This is a genomic window from Staphylococcus sp. AS1337 (genome assembly GCF_051408735.1).
GTDB lineage: Bacteria > Bacillota > Bacilli > Staphylococcales > Staphylococcaceae > Staphylococcus > Staphylococcus xylosus_B.
The window spans coordinates 42,432-56,465 of the sequence record NZ_JBOIHZ010000004.1; the positions used below are offsets into that span (position 1 = coordinate 42,432).

General features: G+C 31.2%; 14 protein-coding genes, 1 tRNA gene and 2 pseudogenes. 2 read left to right on the top strand and 15 right to left on the bottom strand.

Annotated elements, in window-relative coordinates; genetic code table 11:
* Positions 1-80: 80 nt before the first annotated feature.
* Positions 81-665, bottom strand: coding sequence for an ATP-dependent Clp endopeptidase proteolytic subunit ClpP (gene clpP / locus ACSUE0_RS07550; RefSeq protein ID WP_101103877.1), 585 nt, complete (start codon positions 663-665; stop codon positions 81-83).
* 154 nt (positions 666-819) lie between these two features.
* On the opposite strand from clpP, the gene ACSUE0_RS07555 reads away from it, so the two are divergent.
* Positions 820-891, top strand: a tRNA-Arg gene (locus ACSUE0_RS07555).
* Between the two features lie 170 nt (positions 892-1,061).
* On the opposite strand, the gene ACSUE0_RS07560 is transcribed toward ACSUE0_RS07555, so the two are convergent.
* The 6 genes and pseudogenes from ACSUE0_RS07560 to ACSUE0_RS07585 all read right to left on the bottom strand — a co-directional run bounded on the left by ACSUE0_RS07560 (position 1,062) and on the right by ACSUE0_RS07585 (position 4,384).
* Positions 1,062-1,466: a VOC family protein gene (locus ACSUE0_RS07560; RefSeq protein WP_436956829.1), complete on the bottom strand. Its 405-nt coding sequence runs from the start codon at positions 1,464-1,466 to the stop codon at positions 1,062-1,064.
* Positions 1,463-1,933 carry a MarR family winged helix-turn-helix transcriptional regulator gene (locus ACSUE0_RS07565; protein WP_436956831.1) on the bottom strand — a complete coding sequence of 157 codons (471 nt, stop codon included), beginning with the start codon at positions 1,931-1,933 and terminating at the stop codon, positions 1,463-1,465. Before ACSUE0_RS07565 ends, ACSUE0_RS07560 begins: the two co-directional genes overlap by 4 nt.
* A gap of 123 nt (positions 1,934-2,056) precedes the next feature.
* Positions 2,057-2,395 (bottom strand): annotated as a pseudogene (locus ACSUE0_RS07570) (PepSY domain-containing protein); the annotation flags it as partial.
* A gap of 272 nt (positions 2,396-2,667) precedes the next feature.
* Positions 2,668-2,871: a YxeA family protein gene (locus ACSUE0_RS07575; protein WP_436956833.1), complete on the bottom strand. Its 204-nt coding sequence runs from the start codon at positions 2,869-2,871 to the stop codon at positions 2,668-2,670.
* A gap of 800 nt (positions 2,872-3,671) precedes the next feature.
* The gene (locus ACSUE0_RS07580; RefSeq protein WP_436956835.1) at positions 3,672-4,085 is read right to left on the bottom strand and encodes a lipoprotein N-acylation protein LnsA; all 414 of its coding nucleotides are present in this window, start codon (positions 4,083-4,085) and stop codon (positions 3,672-3,674) included.
* A gap of 11 nt (positions 4,086-4,096) precedes the next feature.
* The gene (locus ACSUE0_RS07585) at positions 4,097-4,384 is read right to left on the bottom strand and encodes a hypothetical protein (protein WP_436956837.1); all 288 of its coding nucleotides are present in this window, start codon (positions 4,382-4,384) and stop codon (positions 4,097-4,099) included.
* Positions 4,385-5,216: 832 nt separating this feature from the next.
* Between ACSUE0_RS07585 and ACSUE0_RS07590 the strand changes: the two are divergent.
* Positions 5,217-5,636, top strand: a pseudogene (locus ACSUE0_RS07590) (tyrosine-type recombinase/integrase); the annotation flags it as partial.
* A gap of 309 nt (positions 5,637-5,945) precedes the next feature.
* Here the strand turns inward: ACSUE0_RS07590 and ACSUE0_RS07595 are convergent.
* From ACSUE0_RS07595 to lgt, 8 genes are all read right to left on the bottom strand, one after another.
* Positions 5,946-6,791, bottom strand: a complete 846-nt coding sequence (locus tag ACSUE0_RS07595; protein WP_436956839.1) for a YitT family protein — start codon at positions 6,789-6,791, stop codon at positions 5,946-5,948.
* 193 nt (positions 6,792-6,984) lie between these two features.
* On the bottom strand, positions 6,985-7,929 hold the full coding sequence (gene whiA / locus ACSUE0_RS07600) for a DNA-binding protein WhiA (protein WP_119613415.1): 945 nt from the start codon (positions 7,927-7,929) through the stop codon (positions 6,985-6,987).
* 34 nt (positions 7,930-7,963) lie between these two features.
* A complete protein-coding gene (locus ACSUE0_RS07605) occupies positions 7,964-8,968 on the bottom strand; it encodes a gluconeogenesis factor YvcK family protein (RefSeq protein WP_119613414.1) in 1,005 nt (334 codons plus the stop codon).
* On the bottom strand, positions 8,955-9,881 hold the full coding sequence (gene rapZ / locus ACSUE0_RS07610) for an RNase adapter RapZ (RefSeq protein ID WP_017722490.1): 927 nt from the start codon (positions 9,879-9,881) through the stop codon (positions 8,955-8,957). The genes ACSUE0_RS07605 and rapZ overlap by 14 nt, the downstream gene beginning before the upstream one ends.
* A 361-nt stretch (positions 9,882-10,242) precedes the next feature.
* Positions 10,243-11,187: a thioredoxin-disulfide reductase gene (gene trxB / locus ACSUE0_RS07615; protein ID WP_436956842.1), complete on the bottom strand. Its 945-nt coding sequence runs from the start codon at positions 11,185-11,187 to the stop codon at positions 10,243-10,245.
* A gap of 64 nt (positions 11,188-11,251) precedes the next feature.
* On the bottom strand, positions 11,252-12,688 hold the full coding sequence (locus ACSUE0_RS07620; protein WP_119613413.1) for a tetratricopeptide repeat protein: 1,437 nt from the start codon (positions 12,686-12,688) through the stop codon (positions 11,252-11,254).
* A gap of 21 nt (positions 12,689-12,709) precedes the next feature.
* Positions 12,710-13,186 carry an acyltransferase gene (locus tag ACSUE0_RS07625; RefSeq protein WP_119613412.1) on the bottom strand — a complete coding sequence of 159 codons (477 nt, stop codon included), beginning with the start codon at positions 13,184-13,186 and terminating at the stop codon, positions 12,710-12,712.
* Between the two features lie 9 nt (positions 13,187-13,195).
* Positions 13,196-14,032 carry a prolipoprotein diacylglyceryl transferase gene (gene lgt, locus ACSUE0_RS07630; protein WP_119613411.1) on the bottom strand — a complete coding sequence of 279 codons (837 nt, stop codon included), beginning with the start codon at positions 14,030-14,032 and terminating at the stop codon, positions 13,196-13,198.
* Positions 14,033-14,034 lie beyond the last annotated feature (2 nt).

Sequence of the window (14,034 nt, forward strand, 5' to 3'; positions counted from 1 at the left end):
ACTATTTACGTCCCGGACTACATAAAAACAAGCTTTGCAACTCTATTTGCGACTTGTCAATAACCTTACAATTTGTAATACTATGATTCAGGAACCATCACTTGGTCAACTAAACCATATTCTTTTGCTTCTTCAGCAGATAAGAAATTATCTCTATCTGTATCTTTTTCAATTTTTTCAATTGATTGACCTGTGCGTTCTGCTAAAATTTGATTTAATTTAGCACGCGTTTTAAGAATGTGGTTAGCAGCAATTTCAATTTCTGTAGCTTGCCCTTGTGCACCACCTAATGGTTGGTGAATCATTACTTCTGCGTTTGGAAGTGCAAAACGTTTGCCTTTTGCACCAGCTGAAAGTAAGAATGAACCCATAGACGCAGCCATACCAATACAAATCGTTTGTACATCTGGTTTGATGTGTTGGATTGTATCATAAATTGCGAAACCAGCAGTTACACTACCACCTGGTGAGTTAATGTAAAGATAAATATCTTTTTCAGCATCTTGTGCTTGTAAGAATAATAATTGAGAAACAATAGAGTTTGCTACATTATCATCGATTTGTGAACCTAACATAATAATACGATCTTTTAATAAACGTGAGTAAATGTCATAGGCACGTTCCCCACGGTTTGTTGTTTCAATTACTGTAGGTATTAAATTCATTAATATTGCCTCCTTATTTCTAAATGATAAACTTATTTTAACTCAAAAGTCAAACATGGTCAAAAAATAACGCTCAATTTTTTTATGAAAGTTAAATTATTCTTATTGACCGAAAGCATTTAGATTTGTACACTTAGATTAATGTGTTTTTTATCCCCTCGTAGTGTAATGGATAACACGTAAGATTCCGGTTCTTAAGATAGGGGTTCGATTCCCTTCGAGGGGACTTATAAGATATAATTAAACACTTTTCAAAATTAAGAATGTTGTAATGACGGCATTCTTTCCACATGGTATTACCATTACTAACTATATAAAACTAAATTTCAGGGACTTTTAAGGGACCAGAATGACAAAACAACGCACCTAAATGAATAAGTGGGTTGTTTTATTTAACTATTTTCCATTTGAAAAACCATTAAAGTATGGATGTACTACTGTTTTAGTTTTCTCTTCAACTTGAGTATACACTTCAATTGTAAAATCTCCTGGGGCTTTAAAATAAAACGTATAAGATCCATGTGCCAATGAAGGCTCCCAAACTTTGAAACCATCAGCTTTTAATCTTTCGTATATTTTGTCAACGCTATTTTCGTCTTTTTGTGGAAAACCTATATGAAATGTTTCTGGATAAACAGCATTTTCATCTTTTATTAAATTGAATAATAATCCATCATCATCATTCAATGCTGCAAATTTATTTCCTGCAGAACCAATACATACCAGTTCAAAATAATTCTCTAAAAATTCTTTTGTAGTAATAACATCTTTAACAGCTATATTTATATGATTAAGTTTCAATTTTTATCTCCCTCACTATTTGAACGTATAATTTGATTTTCTATGACACTTGTTGCCTCATTTAAAAACCTTTTAATAATCAATAATTCTTTTTCAGTGTATTGCGCACTTAAACTCAACATATTTTCATTTAAATTTGAAAATACATTTTGAACTTCTGTTTTCTCTTCATAATGTGGAACTATAATAATTTTTCTTCTATCTCTTGGATGTCTTTCTCTAGTTACATATCCTCTTTTTTCTAATCTGTCTACTAATGAGGTTACACTACCTGTGGTTAGTCCTACTCTTTGAGCCAATTCACCAGCAGTAATAGGACCCGTTTCTTTTAATATATTTATAGTAGTGAAATCATGACTATAAACATTTAAAAGTTCTGAAATATATTGTTGGTATAACACAACACGAGTTCCTAGACTTCTTACAAGAGAGGTTATTTCTTCATACTTTTTTTCTATTCTAATCACCTCATTTATCTTGATTATCAAAATACTTGATTATCAAAATATATTAACACACCTCTTTTTCACTTACAATAAAATCGAACCAAAGACACAAAAGCCCACCTGTTCATTTAGGTGGACTTTATATTAGTTTTCTTTTTCGTTATTTAATACTTTTCCATTCTTAGAATTAACTGTGATTTCGTGCTTATTATTGTCTTTTTGTAAATCCATATCATATACTAGTTTGCCATCATCTACTGATAAAGACCATTCTTTAATATCCCCATCAAATTCTTTTTGTCCTTTTTTGATAGCTTCTTTATAACTGATCGTATCATTATATTTAAATTCATCGTTTTTATTAACTGAATCTTCTTTTTCAGTTTCTTTATTTAAAACTTTTTTATTCTTATCTGAAATAATTACTTCAGATTCTTCGCCTGATTTTTGTTGCTCAATTTTATAAGACCATTCTCCATTACTTTTAAATGTAGCGTTTGTGTGTGAACATCTACTTTGTGAATATAACCTTCTTTAGTTTGAATATACCCGTCTACAAAAATAAGGGAGCCATTTAAAGGCTCCCTAGAGGATAGTTGTCTGAATTAATAACTAACAAAATCACTACTTTTCATTTGCTTTAATTACTTTAAATCACTTGTTTCGCTACATAAATAGTTTATCAACTAAAAGAAGTGAAGTATACTTACAATTTTGTCACTTTTCATCACTTAATACTTATTTTTTATCAATATTTAATATCGTTCTATCACTTTTAAAGCTTTTTTGGGTACATCGTTTTTCTTAACTTCTTCATAAGTCACTGCATGCGCTCCCTTATGAGTTATCTTGAGGTATTTATCCAACTTTAATGTTTGAGCTGCCTCGAAGGTAATATTTCTACCATTACCTTGTTCGTCATATGATTTTTGAGTATAACTTACTCTGTTATGTTCCAAAAATTCATCAGTTTTTTTGTTTTAACATAACTATTTTGCTCTTTAACTAGTGGATTAAGTTGATCTATTAATGCATAAACTTCTCCAGGTTCATTTTTTTCCTTGATTATAAATGCCAATACTATTAATATTGTAAATATTTTACCAACTGAAAGAAACTAAATATACTTACAATATTGTCACTTAATACATAGTTAATTTACAATAATTAACATTAAAAATATTCCATACTTTATAATAGATAAATAAAAACTCCCACCTATACAGTGGGGGGATCGAACATTTAAGAGATCAAACGTTTAGAGTTGGTGCACAGCATACATGTGCAATATCTAAATTACCATATAATAAAAAAAGATGCCACCGAAGTGACATCTGAATATACTATTCTTAAAATATATATACAATGAAAGGATATTTTCATATTATCAGAATATTCAATTTGTTTCAACAGAAGAAAAAGACAACCCTTTTAGGGATGTCTCGTCGGAATTATTATAGAAACAATATGTGGAGGGATATCCAACTTGTTATACTCTTAACTGTCTAATTAACGATATAATATCGACAGTGATTAAATGATAACAATTATCAATTATAATTACAATAAATAAATAAAAAAAGCGCCACCGAAGTGACACTAATACATAAGAATAATTGTTTCGTTGAAAGGTATCAAAATAAGGCTAACATTATATTATCAGAATATTCTTTAATTTACAAATGATAAATAAAAAAGCAGACACGGGACAATGTGTCTGCTTACATCCTATAAGTATTGTAACTAATATTATAATATATTAAAACGTTTTAACCTTTTTCAATTTATAAGCATTAGAAGAAATATTAGGCAATGCGTACGGTGAGATTATATGAGAACCAGGATCATAAATAGATTTTTTACTCACTCCATATTTATAAGCCTGATAGATTATTTTAGAACAATACGTTGGATTTTTCTTAGATAATTTTGTGTTTCTTTCATATTTGTATTTTTTGCCCTTATAGTTTTTGATAGCCCAATTTCCAGCTTTTGTTCCTGCCCCTGCTTTTTTAGACCGATAAACTTTCACCCATTTTTTGCCTTTCCCATAATCTTTTTTGAAAGAGGCGAAAGACTTAGTGCTAGGATGTGCATCAGAACCAGATATATGTAAAACTGTCTTACTGCTAATAGCAATAGCAGCATGACCTGTTAAACCTTTAGAACTCATGCCATTTGTTATTAATACATCTCCTTTTTTAATTTAAATGATGACTTAGCATAAGATGGTATTTCTTTTTCACTTTCAATATTCTCTTTTTCAGTTTGGTCCTCTTTTAAATACTCATTCCATTCTTCTTCAGAAACAGAATCATCGATAATATTCTCTCTCTTTAATTGGTTATAATTTTGTTCGTTTTCTTGTTCTTCTTCTGCTTTAGCTATATCTACGAATGTACTAGAAAGCACCGAAACAAAAAACAATAATACAACAAATGAATATAAAAATTTCTTTAAAATATGTATCATATTTAATTTTTTTAGAAATATATTATTATAAGGTTAATATATCACTTTATATATACTATAATAAAATACGAGTAAATAAAAGAAGCTATATAAATTATGAAAAAGAAATATGTAATTACAATATTAATTATTTTAATATTAATTTTATTGATTTTTGGTTTTTACAAAGGATTTAAGCACTATCAAAAAAAGATAACTTTTGAAGTAATCAATCTTTAATTAGAAAAAAAGAACTTTGATGAGGATATAGTAAAGAAAAAAGAACAATATGATTCTAAAAGAGGAGTATATTACTATTCCATAGTATATAAAAAGGAAAACAATATCACCTACATAACAGAATTAGATGAAGATCCTACCGTAATGAATATAATAAGTTTCAAAAATAAAAGCCATGAAATCTATTCGTATCCTGTTGATAAACACGGTAATGAAATACAAAGAAATACTAAATACCAAATAGATTAGCACTCAATAATCCACCTTTTTATCATATAGGTGGATTTAATTGTTATATAATTACTTCGTGATTAAGTAAAAAGAGCAGACACGGGACAACGTGTCTACTTCTTTTAGTAAGGTATACTTGGTTGGTTAGCAATAGTATTGCTAAAATTACTTACATCATAAAAAAGACACCTCGTAAAGAGGTGCCATAGGATTATAAGGAGTTGCGTTCTCCTACACGCCAATGAGCGAGCAAGAAAAAGACCCATTATTATTCCTTTACGCCCTAAGGCGTGTTTATAAAGAATACCCCATTAAGTTGAATAAGTAAATAAAAATTACCACCCAATAAGGGTGACAGTCATATAAAAATAATAGCCCCAAAGATTATATAAATCAAATTAAAAATCAATTATTTATAAATGAACATAAAACAGATTCATCACCTCGTCATATTGAATTAGCAAAATCTGGTATGAAACATATACTAAGTGTAATTAATGAACTAACAATTAGCTATGATGGTTATATATTTAAAGAAACAGGTTACTTTATTTCGGTAAATGCAATAAACAAGACATTAAAAAAAGCATGTGACAAATTAGCTATTTCTAGCATAACTTCACATGCAATACGACATACACACTGCTCTTATCTCCTTGCTAAAGGCGTATCAATATATTACATTTCTAAAAGATTAGGACATAAAAACATATCAATAACCACTTCCATTTACTCTCATTTATTAGACGAAAAATTCAAAGAAGAAAATGACAAAGCGATTGCTATTTTAGAGAGTATGTAGTTTTAGGGACTCATTAGAGACTTTAAACCCTATAACTACTGATATTAGAAATCTCCTTCGAGGGGACTTATAATTATATACATACAAAAAAAGGAATTCCATATCTATGGTGTTCCTTTTTTGTATATCATTTTGATTTTAATACTTATTGAATTGTAAAGCCACCGTCTGCCGAAAATACTTAGCCAATCATATTACTTGCACATGAGATTTATAGACGTAGAACGACAGATGCTGCTTATTCTGGTTTAGCTAATCTGCCACTTAGTAACTGTTGAATCAATGCGTCCATAGCTTCAGTTTCATTGATTAACTCATATTAATAAAAGTGCTCCCTAAAACATCTCGTACGTCGTGGATTACTAAAAAGGCATTTTCATCTTCTTCATTCACTAATTTTTTCACTCTTGTCACTTGTGACTGTGGCACGACGACATAAAGCATATGTGTTTCATTTTTACCATATCCGCCTTTTCCAGTAAGAATTGTTGAACCTCTACCTGTAAAAGCGTTTATTTTATCACTAATTGTTTCACTTTTATTTGAAATTACAGTAACTGCTTTTTTAGGATTAAATCCTTCAATTATAAATGCTGTTGCTCTTTCAGTAACAAATAACATAATGACTGTAAACAAGACATTTTCTAACGGTAATACCATCAAAAAAGAAAGTACCACCAATGCATCAAGTATAAAAATACCTTGTGATGTTTTAATCTCTGAATATTTATTTACTATTTTAGCAATTACAGATGTCCCACCAAGTGTGCTGCCTGTTGAGATAACTAAACCAGCACCAATACCGATAATAGCGCCCCCAAAGACAGAATTAATAACAAAATTATCGAGGCCGAGATTAATATTTTCAGTTAAATGTAAAAAGAAAGACAGAGCAGTATTTGAGATTACCGTATAAACAGCAACCGTTTTACTTAAAAATTTCCAACCAATAAACACGACAATAGTATTTATAATTAGAGATGTCCATGCAGGAGATAAACCAAAGGCATACAGTAAAGAAAGTGATATGCCAACAGTCCCTCCATCGCCAAGGTTAGAACCAAGTAAAAAACAATTTACCCCTATTGCGTTTATCAATGTACCAATTAAACAGAATATAATGTTTCTATAATGCTTATTAATAAAATCTAACATGTATGCCCTCCTTATTGTCTAAACTACTTAGTTAAACTTCGACATGATTCAACCTTAGAATCAATTTGTTAATTATGTAAAAAAGACACCTATACAAGGTGTCAGTAATTGAAATGATTACTTTTGTAATATATTAGCATAACTTATTTAAAAAAAGTTCGAATCTAGTAAATTAAGCTATTGCAATGCTAATTTACAACTCTATTGATTCTCCGCTTCGTATCTTGTCAGCCATTTCATTTAATTTACGCAGACGATGATTTACACCAGATTTAGATATCTTTCCAGTAGACATCATTTCACCGAGTTCCTTTAGTGAAACTTCTTGATGTTCTATTCTTAATTTTGCGATTTCACGTAATCTATCAGGTAAATTGTCTAACCCTATTTCTTTATCAATGAGGCGAATACTTTCAACGTGTTTCATTGCAGCACTTACTGTTTTATTTAAATTTGCCGTTTCACAATTCACAAGCCTATTTACAGAATTCCTCATATCACGTACGATACGCACATCTTCGAATTTTAACAATGCTTGGAAACCACCAATTAAACTGAGAAAGTCTGATATTTTTTCCGCTTCTTTTAGATATGCGATACTTCCTTTTTTACGTTCAAGGTGCTTGGCGTTTAATTCATATTCATTCATCAATTGTGTAATTCCTTCAGAATGATCTTCGTACAATGAAAAGATTTCAAGATGGTAAGAAGATGTTTCTGGATTATTAACCGAGCCGCCAGCAAGAAAAGCCCCTCTCAAATAACTTCTTTTCATTTCGTCTTCATAAATCATACCTTGGTCAATTTCATGTGTGAAAACACCATTTTTTAAAATACCTAATTCATCTAAAATTTCTCTTGCTCGTGCTTTAATACGACAAATATAAATATTGTTTTTTTTAAGCTTCATTTTTTTTCTTACTAGTAACTCCACTTCAACATTAAATACTTTTTTGATTAGTGAATAGATACGTCTAGCTGTCGTAGCATTTTCAGTTTGTACATTGATAACAAATTTTTGATTGGATAGACTGAGTGCACCATTCATTCGAATAAGGGCACTGAGCTCTGCTTTAGCATTCTCTTCATCTACTTCTATTCTTGTTAGTTCATTCTTCATATCGGATGCAAAGCTCATTACAATCAGTCCCTTCTTAACTTTATAGTCTCACTTAATGCTTTTCATTATTTTCTTTATCGCGAGTAAATTCTATTGTCTCTGTTTCCTGCATAGCAATTTCATATATCATCTTAGAAAGAACTTCAGTATTATGTCGTACATAATTTTCAGAGGAAACTTCAACCAGGTTTGGATGTGTAAAAACTTTAATACCTTGAGCTTCCATTTCGGCTATATCACATCGCACAGGCTCAGCGTTATCTTCTCTATAGCGTTCGACTACATCTCCATGAAACGGTTGCGTACTACAAATGGCATAGTTAATACAATTATTTCCTATGTGATCATGTATCGCTTTAACGTGGTCAAGTGCTGTGTAATGATTCGTTTCTCCTGGTTGGGTCATAACGTTAGATACATATAGTTTAGGCACATCAACTTTAAGTAATGATTCAGAGATGCCTTTAACACAGAGATTAGATATAACACTCGTATATAAAGATCCTGGCCCCATTACAATTAAATCGGCTTCTTCAATAGCTTCTACGGCTTCTTCCATTGGTCTTACATCTTCTGGTTCTAAAAATACACGTTCTATCTTTTTATTCTTTTTAGGTATTTTAGATTCACCATATACAATTTCTCCGTCTTCCATCACTGCATTTAATCTTACACTCGTATTAGTTGAAGGGATGACGCTTCCTCTGATATTTAATATTTTGCTCAATTCTTTAACTGCATGTCCAAAATCATTATTAATGTTTGTAAGTGCAGCAATCAATAAATTACCTAAAGAATGCCCTTCAACTTGATTTTCTTTAAAACGATATTGGAATAATTGTTCTATTGTTGATTCAGTTTCGCTTAATGCTGAAATTACATTTCGTATATCACCTGGAGCAGGTATATCCATTTCGCTTCTTATCTTTCCAGTACTACCCCCATCATCAGCAACTGTAACAATTGTCGTAATATCTATGGGATAACCTTTTAAACCGCGTGCTAAAACGGATAAACCTGTACCTCCACCTATAAGTACAAGTTTAATTCTTCTCATCTTTATGTTTCACGCCACTTTCGACATGTGCATCTCTATGATGCACATAAACATTATAGTCAAAACTCTCTTTGAGTTCTGCTCCGATTCGTTTGGCTAATGCGACAGAACGATGTTGTCCACCAGTACATCCAATGGCAATAACAAGTTGAGATTTACCTTCTTTTTTGTAACCTGGTATCATAAATTTTAATAAATCGATTAATTTTTCATAAAAAGTTTCAGTTTCTTTCCATTTCATGACATATTTATAGACCGGTTCATCTTCACCAGTTAACGGTCTCAAATCATCAACATAGTGTGGATTTGGTAAAAACCTCACATCAAACACTAAGTCAGCGTCCATTTGTATACCATGTTTAAACCCAAAACTTGTTACATTGATATTAAAAGTTTGATAATTACTTTGATTGAAATAGTCACCAATACGTTTACGCAATTCTTTTGGCTTCATTTGTGAAGTATCAATCGTATAGTTTGCCAAGCTCTTAATCTCAGTCAATAGTTCGCGTTCTTCTTCAATAGATTCAATTAATGAGCGCTGTCCTCTTTCATTCAAAGGATGTGCACGACGTGTTTCTTTATACCTAGAAATCAATCTTTCATTAGATGCTTCTAAAAACATCATATCAACGATAACATCTGAATCACCTTTGATTAAATCAATTTCTTTAACAAGCGACTTAAATAATTCTTTACCTCTTAAATCTATTGCAATTGCTACTTTTTGTAGGGAAGGATTACCTTGTTGCATAAGTTCGACGAATTTCGGCAAAAGAATTGGTGGTAAATTATCTACGCAAAAATATCCAATGTCTTCTAAGCTCTGTATAACTACAGACTTTCCGGCACCTGACAAACCTGTAACAACTAATAATTCACTTTTCACTATATCTTGTTCTTCCGGTTGCATTTTTTCACACCATCCGTTGTTTATTTATCATAATTATTGTTAAATCGTTATATTGAGCGACTATTATGTTCGTTCCTTAAAAGTAACTTTTTTATATCTAATAGTATCATAGTATCATAAACTATTTTACATGAAAAAGGTCTAAGGTAGTAGTCTAAGCATTTGTCACTATAGTATTTTTTTGTATTCAATGATTTTTAATTTTTAAGATTTAATCATGACAACTTTGTCACTAGTATAATTCTTTATGTAAAAAAAGCTAGAATGCGTTCACTTACAATCTAGCGTAAGTTTAACATTCTAGCAATAACTATAACCGAGTTACATTGCTTAATTTTGTATAGCTCAGTTAAATTTTTAATTATACTTCAATTGTATCTTTAAGGTGTTCAATATACGCAATTGCACTTTGCGCTGCAATACTTCCATCACCTGTTGCTGTTACGATTTGACGTAAACCTTTTTCACGAACGTCACCTGCTGCATAAATACCAGGAATATTAGTACTCATATCTTCATTAGTTAAAATATAACCAACTTCGTTAGTAATACCTAAATCTTGGAAAGGTACTGTTAATGGTTTCATACCAATATAAACAAATACACCGTCTGCTTCTAATGTTTGTTCTGCACCATCTTTAGTTGATTCTAATGTGATCGAGCCAACTTTACCGTCTTTTTCATTAATTGTTTTTAGCGTATGACTCCAGATAAAATCAATTTTGTCATTTTTAAATGCACGATCTTGAAGTATCTTTTGTGCACGTAATTCATCTCTACGGTGAACAATAGTAACACTATCAGCAAATTTTGTAAGGAATGTGCCTTCTTCAACAGCTGAATCTCCGCCACCGATAACAAATAATTTTTTACCTTTAAAGAATGCGCCATCACAAACCGCACAGTAACTTACGCCACGACCACCAAGTTCTTGTTCACCTGGTACTCCGATTTTTTTATATTCTGCACCAGTTGAAATGATAACTGCATGAGCTGTAATTACATTATTACCAAGATTGATTTCTTTATAAGATCCTTTATCTTCAATTGATTTAATATCACCATACTGATATTTTGCACCAAATTTTTTGGCGTGTTCAAACATTTTTGTAGATAAGTCTGGACCTGTTACCATTTCAAATCCTGGGAAGTTTTCAACTTCTTCTGTATTCGCCATTTGACCGCCAGGCATGCCACGTTCAATCATTACTGTGCTTAAATTTGCACGAGATGCGTAAACTGCAGCAGTCATACCCGCTGGACCTGCACCGATAATTGCAATATCAAAATCCACTTGTTCAGCCATTTAATTGCCTCCTATTTAATAATTCATTATGCGAAGTATATATGATTTCTTGCTTTTTATAAACTTATATGCTCACTAAATAATCAATTGTTTTATTCAAGCGATATGCTGAGATATTAAACCACTCTAATACTTGTTGTTTCGTCACTTTGATTTCAGTATTTCGAAAATACATATATACAAATGCCGCTACATAGTTATCGACATTGGTTAAATCTACCTTTTCAGAAATAATCGCTTCCGCTTGATCAATCCATATAATAAATAATTCTTCAATATTTTTCAATGATTCTATATCATAAAGCATTAACAAACCTCTGTGAATAAAATCTAACTTATTTAATTTTAAGTCTTGTATAAGGTATGTTAAATATAATTTTTCGTAATCATTCATAGATTCTAACACTCCCCAAATTTCTTGGGTCAATAGCACTTCTCTTCCTTTTAATTGATTAAGTAAAAAAATGCCATACAATCTATGATGACTATCGTCATTTAATAATAATGGTAGAATTTGTTGATCAAAGTAAGCTTTACTTTCTTCTATAACCCATGGGGCGTGGCCAACGTCTACTTGTGTAATCTCTTGTAGTTTGGCCCAAAAGTATTTACTATCTTCCAAATTTCCTAAATAGTAATTATTATAACTGAGCGCATTATACATTTGTATAGATAGGAATTTCCCCTTTCTATAAAGGGGGTGTAATATCTTTTGCGATGCTTCATATTGTCTTAAATAACATAGGACAATCCCTAATTTAAATGATTCGTCATCATTCATTGGTATAACTTTTCCTAAAATATTTAAGTAGCGATGATATTTCTCTTTATCATTTGTATTATAAAGTAATAACGTATAATGACATAAGGCATGTACATCGCTATTATCTTCACTCAATAAGCGTTCAAACATCTCTTTCGCCGTATCATATTCATTTAAATATAAATAACACATTGCTAACAAATTACGTACGACACGATGTGCTTGTATGTCATCATTTTGATTTAAAATAAAATTCCTTGCTTCTGGTAAGCGACCTTGGGAAAATAAATATTGAAAAATAAGTTGTATGGCGAATAGTTGACTTTCTGTTTCAATTTTTTCAGCAGAATGGTAGGATACTTCAAACATATCTTCAAGTTCATCTCTATAATCTTCATCGTCAGACATTGTAATATAGTTGATTCCGAATAAGAATGCTTTATTAGCTTCATTCATCGTAATATTGAGTTGACTAAGCTGAAAATAGCTTTCTTCTACAAATTCATCTTGTGCTATACTTTCATAAAAAAGATGTTCTGCCTTATTACCTAGTCCTATATTTACTAGACATTCAGAATATTTTACTTTTGTATCAAAATCTTGAGGTGACATTTCAAGCACTTTTTTAAAATGTTCTGCAGCCTTTTTATAATCTTGTTGGTGAAATTTTTGCTCACCTAATTTTTTATAAAATTGACTATCAAACTTCATCGATATTACATTGTCGTTATGCGCCATCCATGATCACCTCCTATGTTTTTAACTTTTAATTTGTATGGGATTCCCATAAGCCATTGTATTATCTGGTATATCTTTAGATACAATGGCACCCGCACCTACTTTGACATTATTTCCTATCGTAACACCAGGCAAAATAGTAACATTTGCTCCGATTAAAGTATTATCTCCGATATGGACAGGTCCTATTTTAAACTCATCCACTAGAAATTCGTGCGTCAAAATAGTTGTATTATATCCAATGACACAATTTTTACCTATCGTAATAAATTCTGGATAAAGTAAATCCGGCACGACTTTAAACGCAAATGCAGTTTCTGCACCGATGTTCATTTTCAAAAATTTACGATATATCCAATGCTTTAACTTCACAATAGGTAAATAGCGACAAATTTCAATAATTACCGTCTGCTTGAAAATTTTAACAATCCTCACGTAACGGTACATACGCCACAATGGGTTTTTATCATATGACTTCTGTCTTTTTAAATTCCGCATGTTATTTTATCACTTCACTTTTGGGTTTGGCCATGATAGCGGACCAACATCTTTATAACGTGGCGAACGATATTTCACTCTTCTAACAATCATTATGATAACACCAACTAAAATTAATATAATAGACATTAACTGCGCTACACGAATATCACTTGTTAACATTAGGCTATCAGTACGCATGCCTTCCACAAAAAATCTACCAATAGAATACCAAATTAAATAAAGGCAGAACGTGTCACCAACACGCAGATGTTTTCTTAATAAAATTAATATAACAAAACCTAAAATATCCCATATGGATTCGTATAAAAATGTTGGTTGATAATATTTACCATCAATGTACATATTATCAATAATAAAATCGGGTATATGCAAATTTTCAAGCACAGATTTTGAAACTGGCCCACCATGAGCTTCGTGATTCATGAAATTTCCCCATCTTCCAATACCTTGACCAAGAATCATACTAGGTGCAATTACATCGCCGATTTGAAAGGGATTAATATTCTTTTGTTTACAAATAATAATGCCGGTTACAAACCCTCCAATTAAACCGCCGTGTATCGCAATACCTCCATGCCATATCATTGGTATCTCAATTGGATTTTGTATGTAATAAGGCCATTGAAAAATAACAAAATAGATTCTTGCCACAATAAAGCCAAATATTGCACTCCAAAAAATAATATCAACTAGCGTATCTTGGTCATAACCAATCCTTTTCACGCTAGCTTGTGCTATAAAATAGCCTAATAGTATACCAGCCGCAATGATAATACCATACCATCGGACTGAAATCGGCCCTAATTCAAATGCAATAGGATCGATATAGTTTAATGTCAACATTG

Bases quoted from the DNA above. Each gene is read 5' to 3' on its own strand.
- trxB (WP_436956842.1), bottom strand. From the start codon at position 11,187: ATGGCTGAACAAGTGGATTTTGATATTGCAATTATCGGTGCAGGTCCA.
- clpP (WP_101103877.1), bottom strand. From the start codon at position 665: ATGAATTTAATACCTACAGTAATTGAAACAACAAACCGTGGGGAACGT.
- ACSUE0_RS07595 (WP_436956839.1), bottom strand. From the start codon at position 6,791: ATGTTAGATTTTATTAATAAGCATTATAGAAACATTATATTCTGTTTA.
- ACSUE0_RS07585 (WP_436956837.1), bottom strand. From the start codon at position 4,384: ATGATACATATTTTAAAGAAATTTTTATATTCATTTGTTGTATTATTG.
- ACSUE0_RS07620 (WP_119613413.1), bottom strand. From the start codon at position 12,688: ATGGCGCATAACGACAATGTAATATCGATGAAGTTTGATAGTCAATTT.
- ACSUE0_RS07605 (WP_119613414.1), bottom strand. From the start codon at position 8,968: ATGAGAAGAATTAAACTTGTACTTATAGGTGGAGGTACAGGTTTATCC.
- whiA (WP_119613415.1), bottom strand. From the start codon at position 7,929: ATGAGCTTTGCATCCGATATGAAGAATGAACTAACAAGAATAGAAGTA.
- lgt (WP_119613411.1), bottom strand. From the start codon at position 14,032: ATGTTGACATTAAACTATATCGATCCTATTGCATTTGAATTAGGGCCG.
- ACSUE0_RS07580 (WP_436956835.1), bottom strand. From the start codon at position 4,085: ATGAGTTCTAAAGGTTTAACAGGTCATGCTGCTATTGCTATTAGCAGT.
- rapZ (WP_017722490.1), bottom strand. From the start codon at position 9,881: ATGCAACCGGAAGAACAAGATATAGTGAAAAGTGAATTATTAGTTGTT.
- ACSUE0_RS07625 (WP_119613412.1), bottom strand. From the start codon at position 13,186: ATGCGGAATTTAAAAAGACAGAAGTCATATGATAAAAACCCATTGTGG.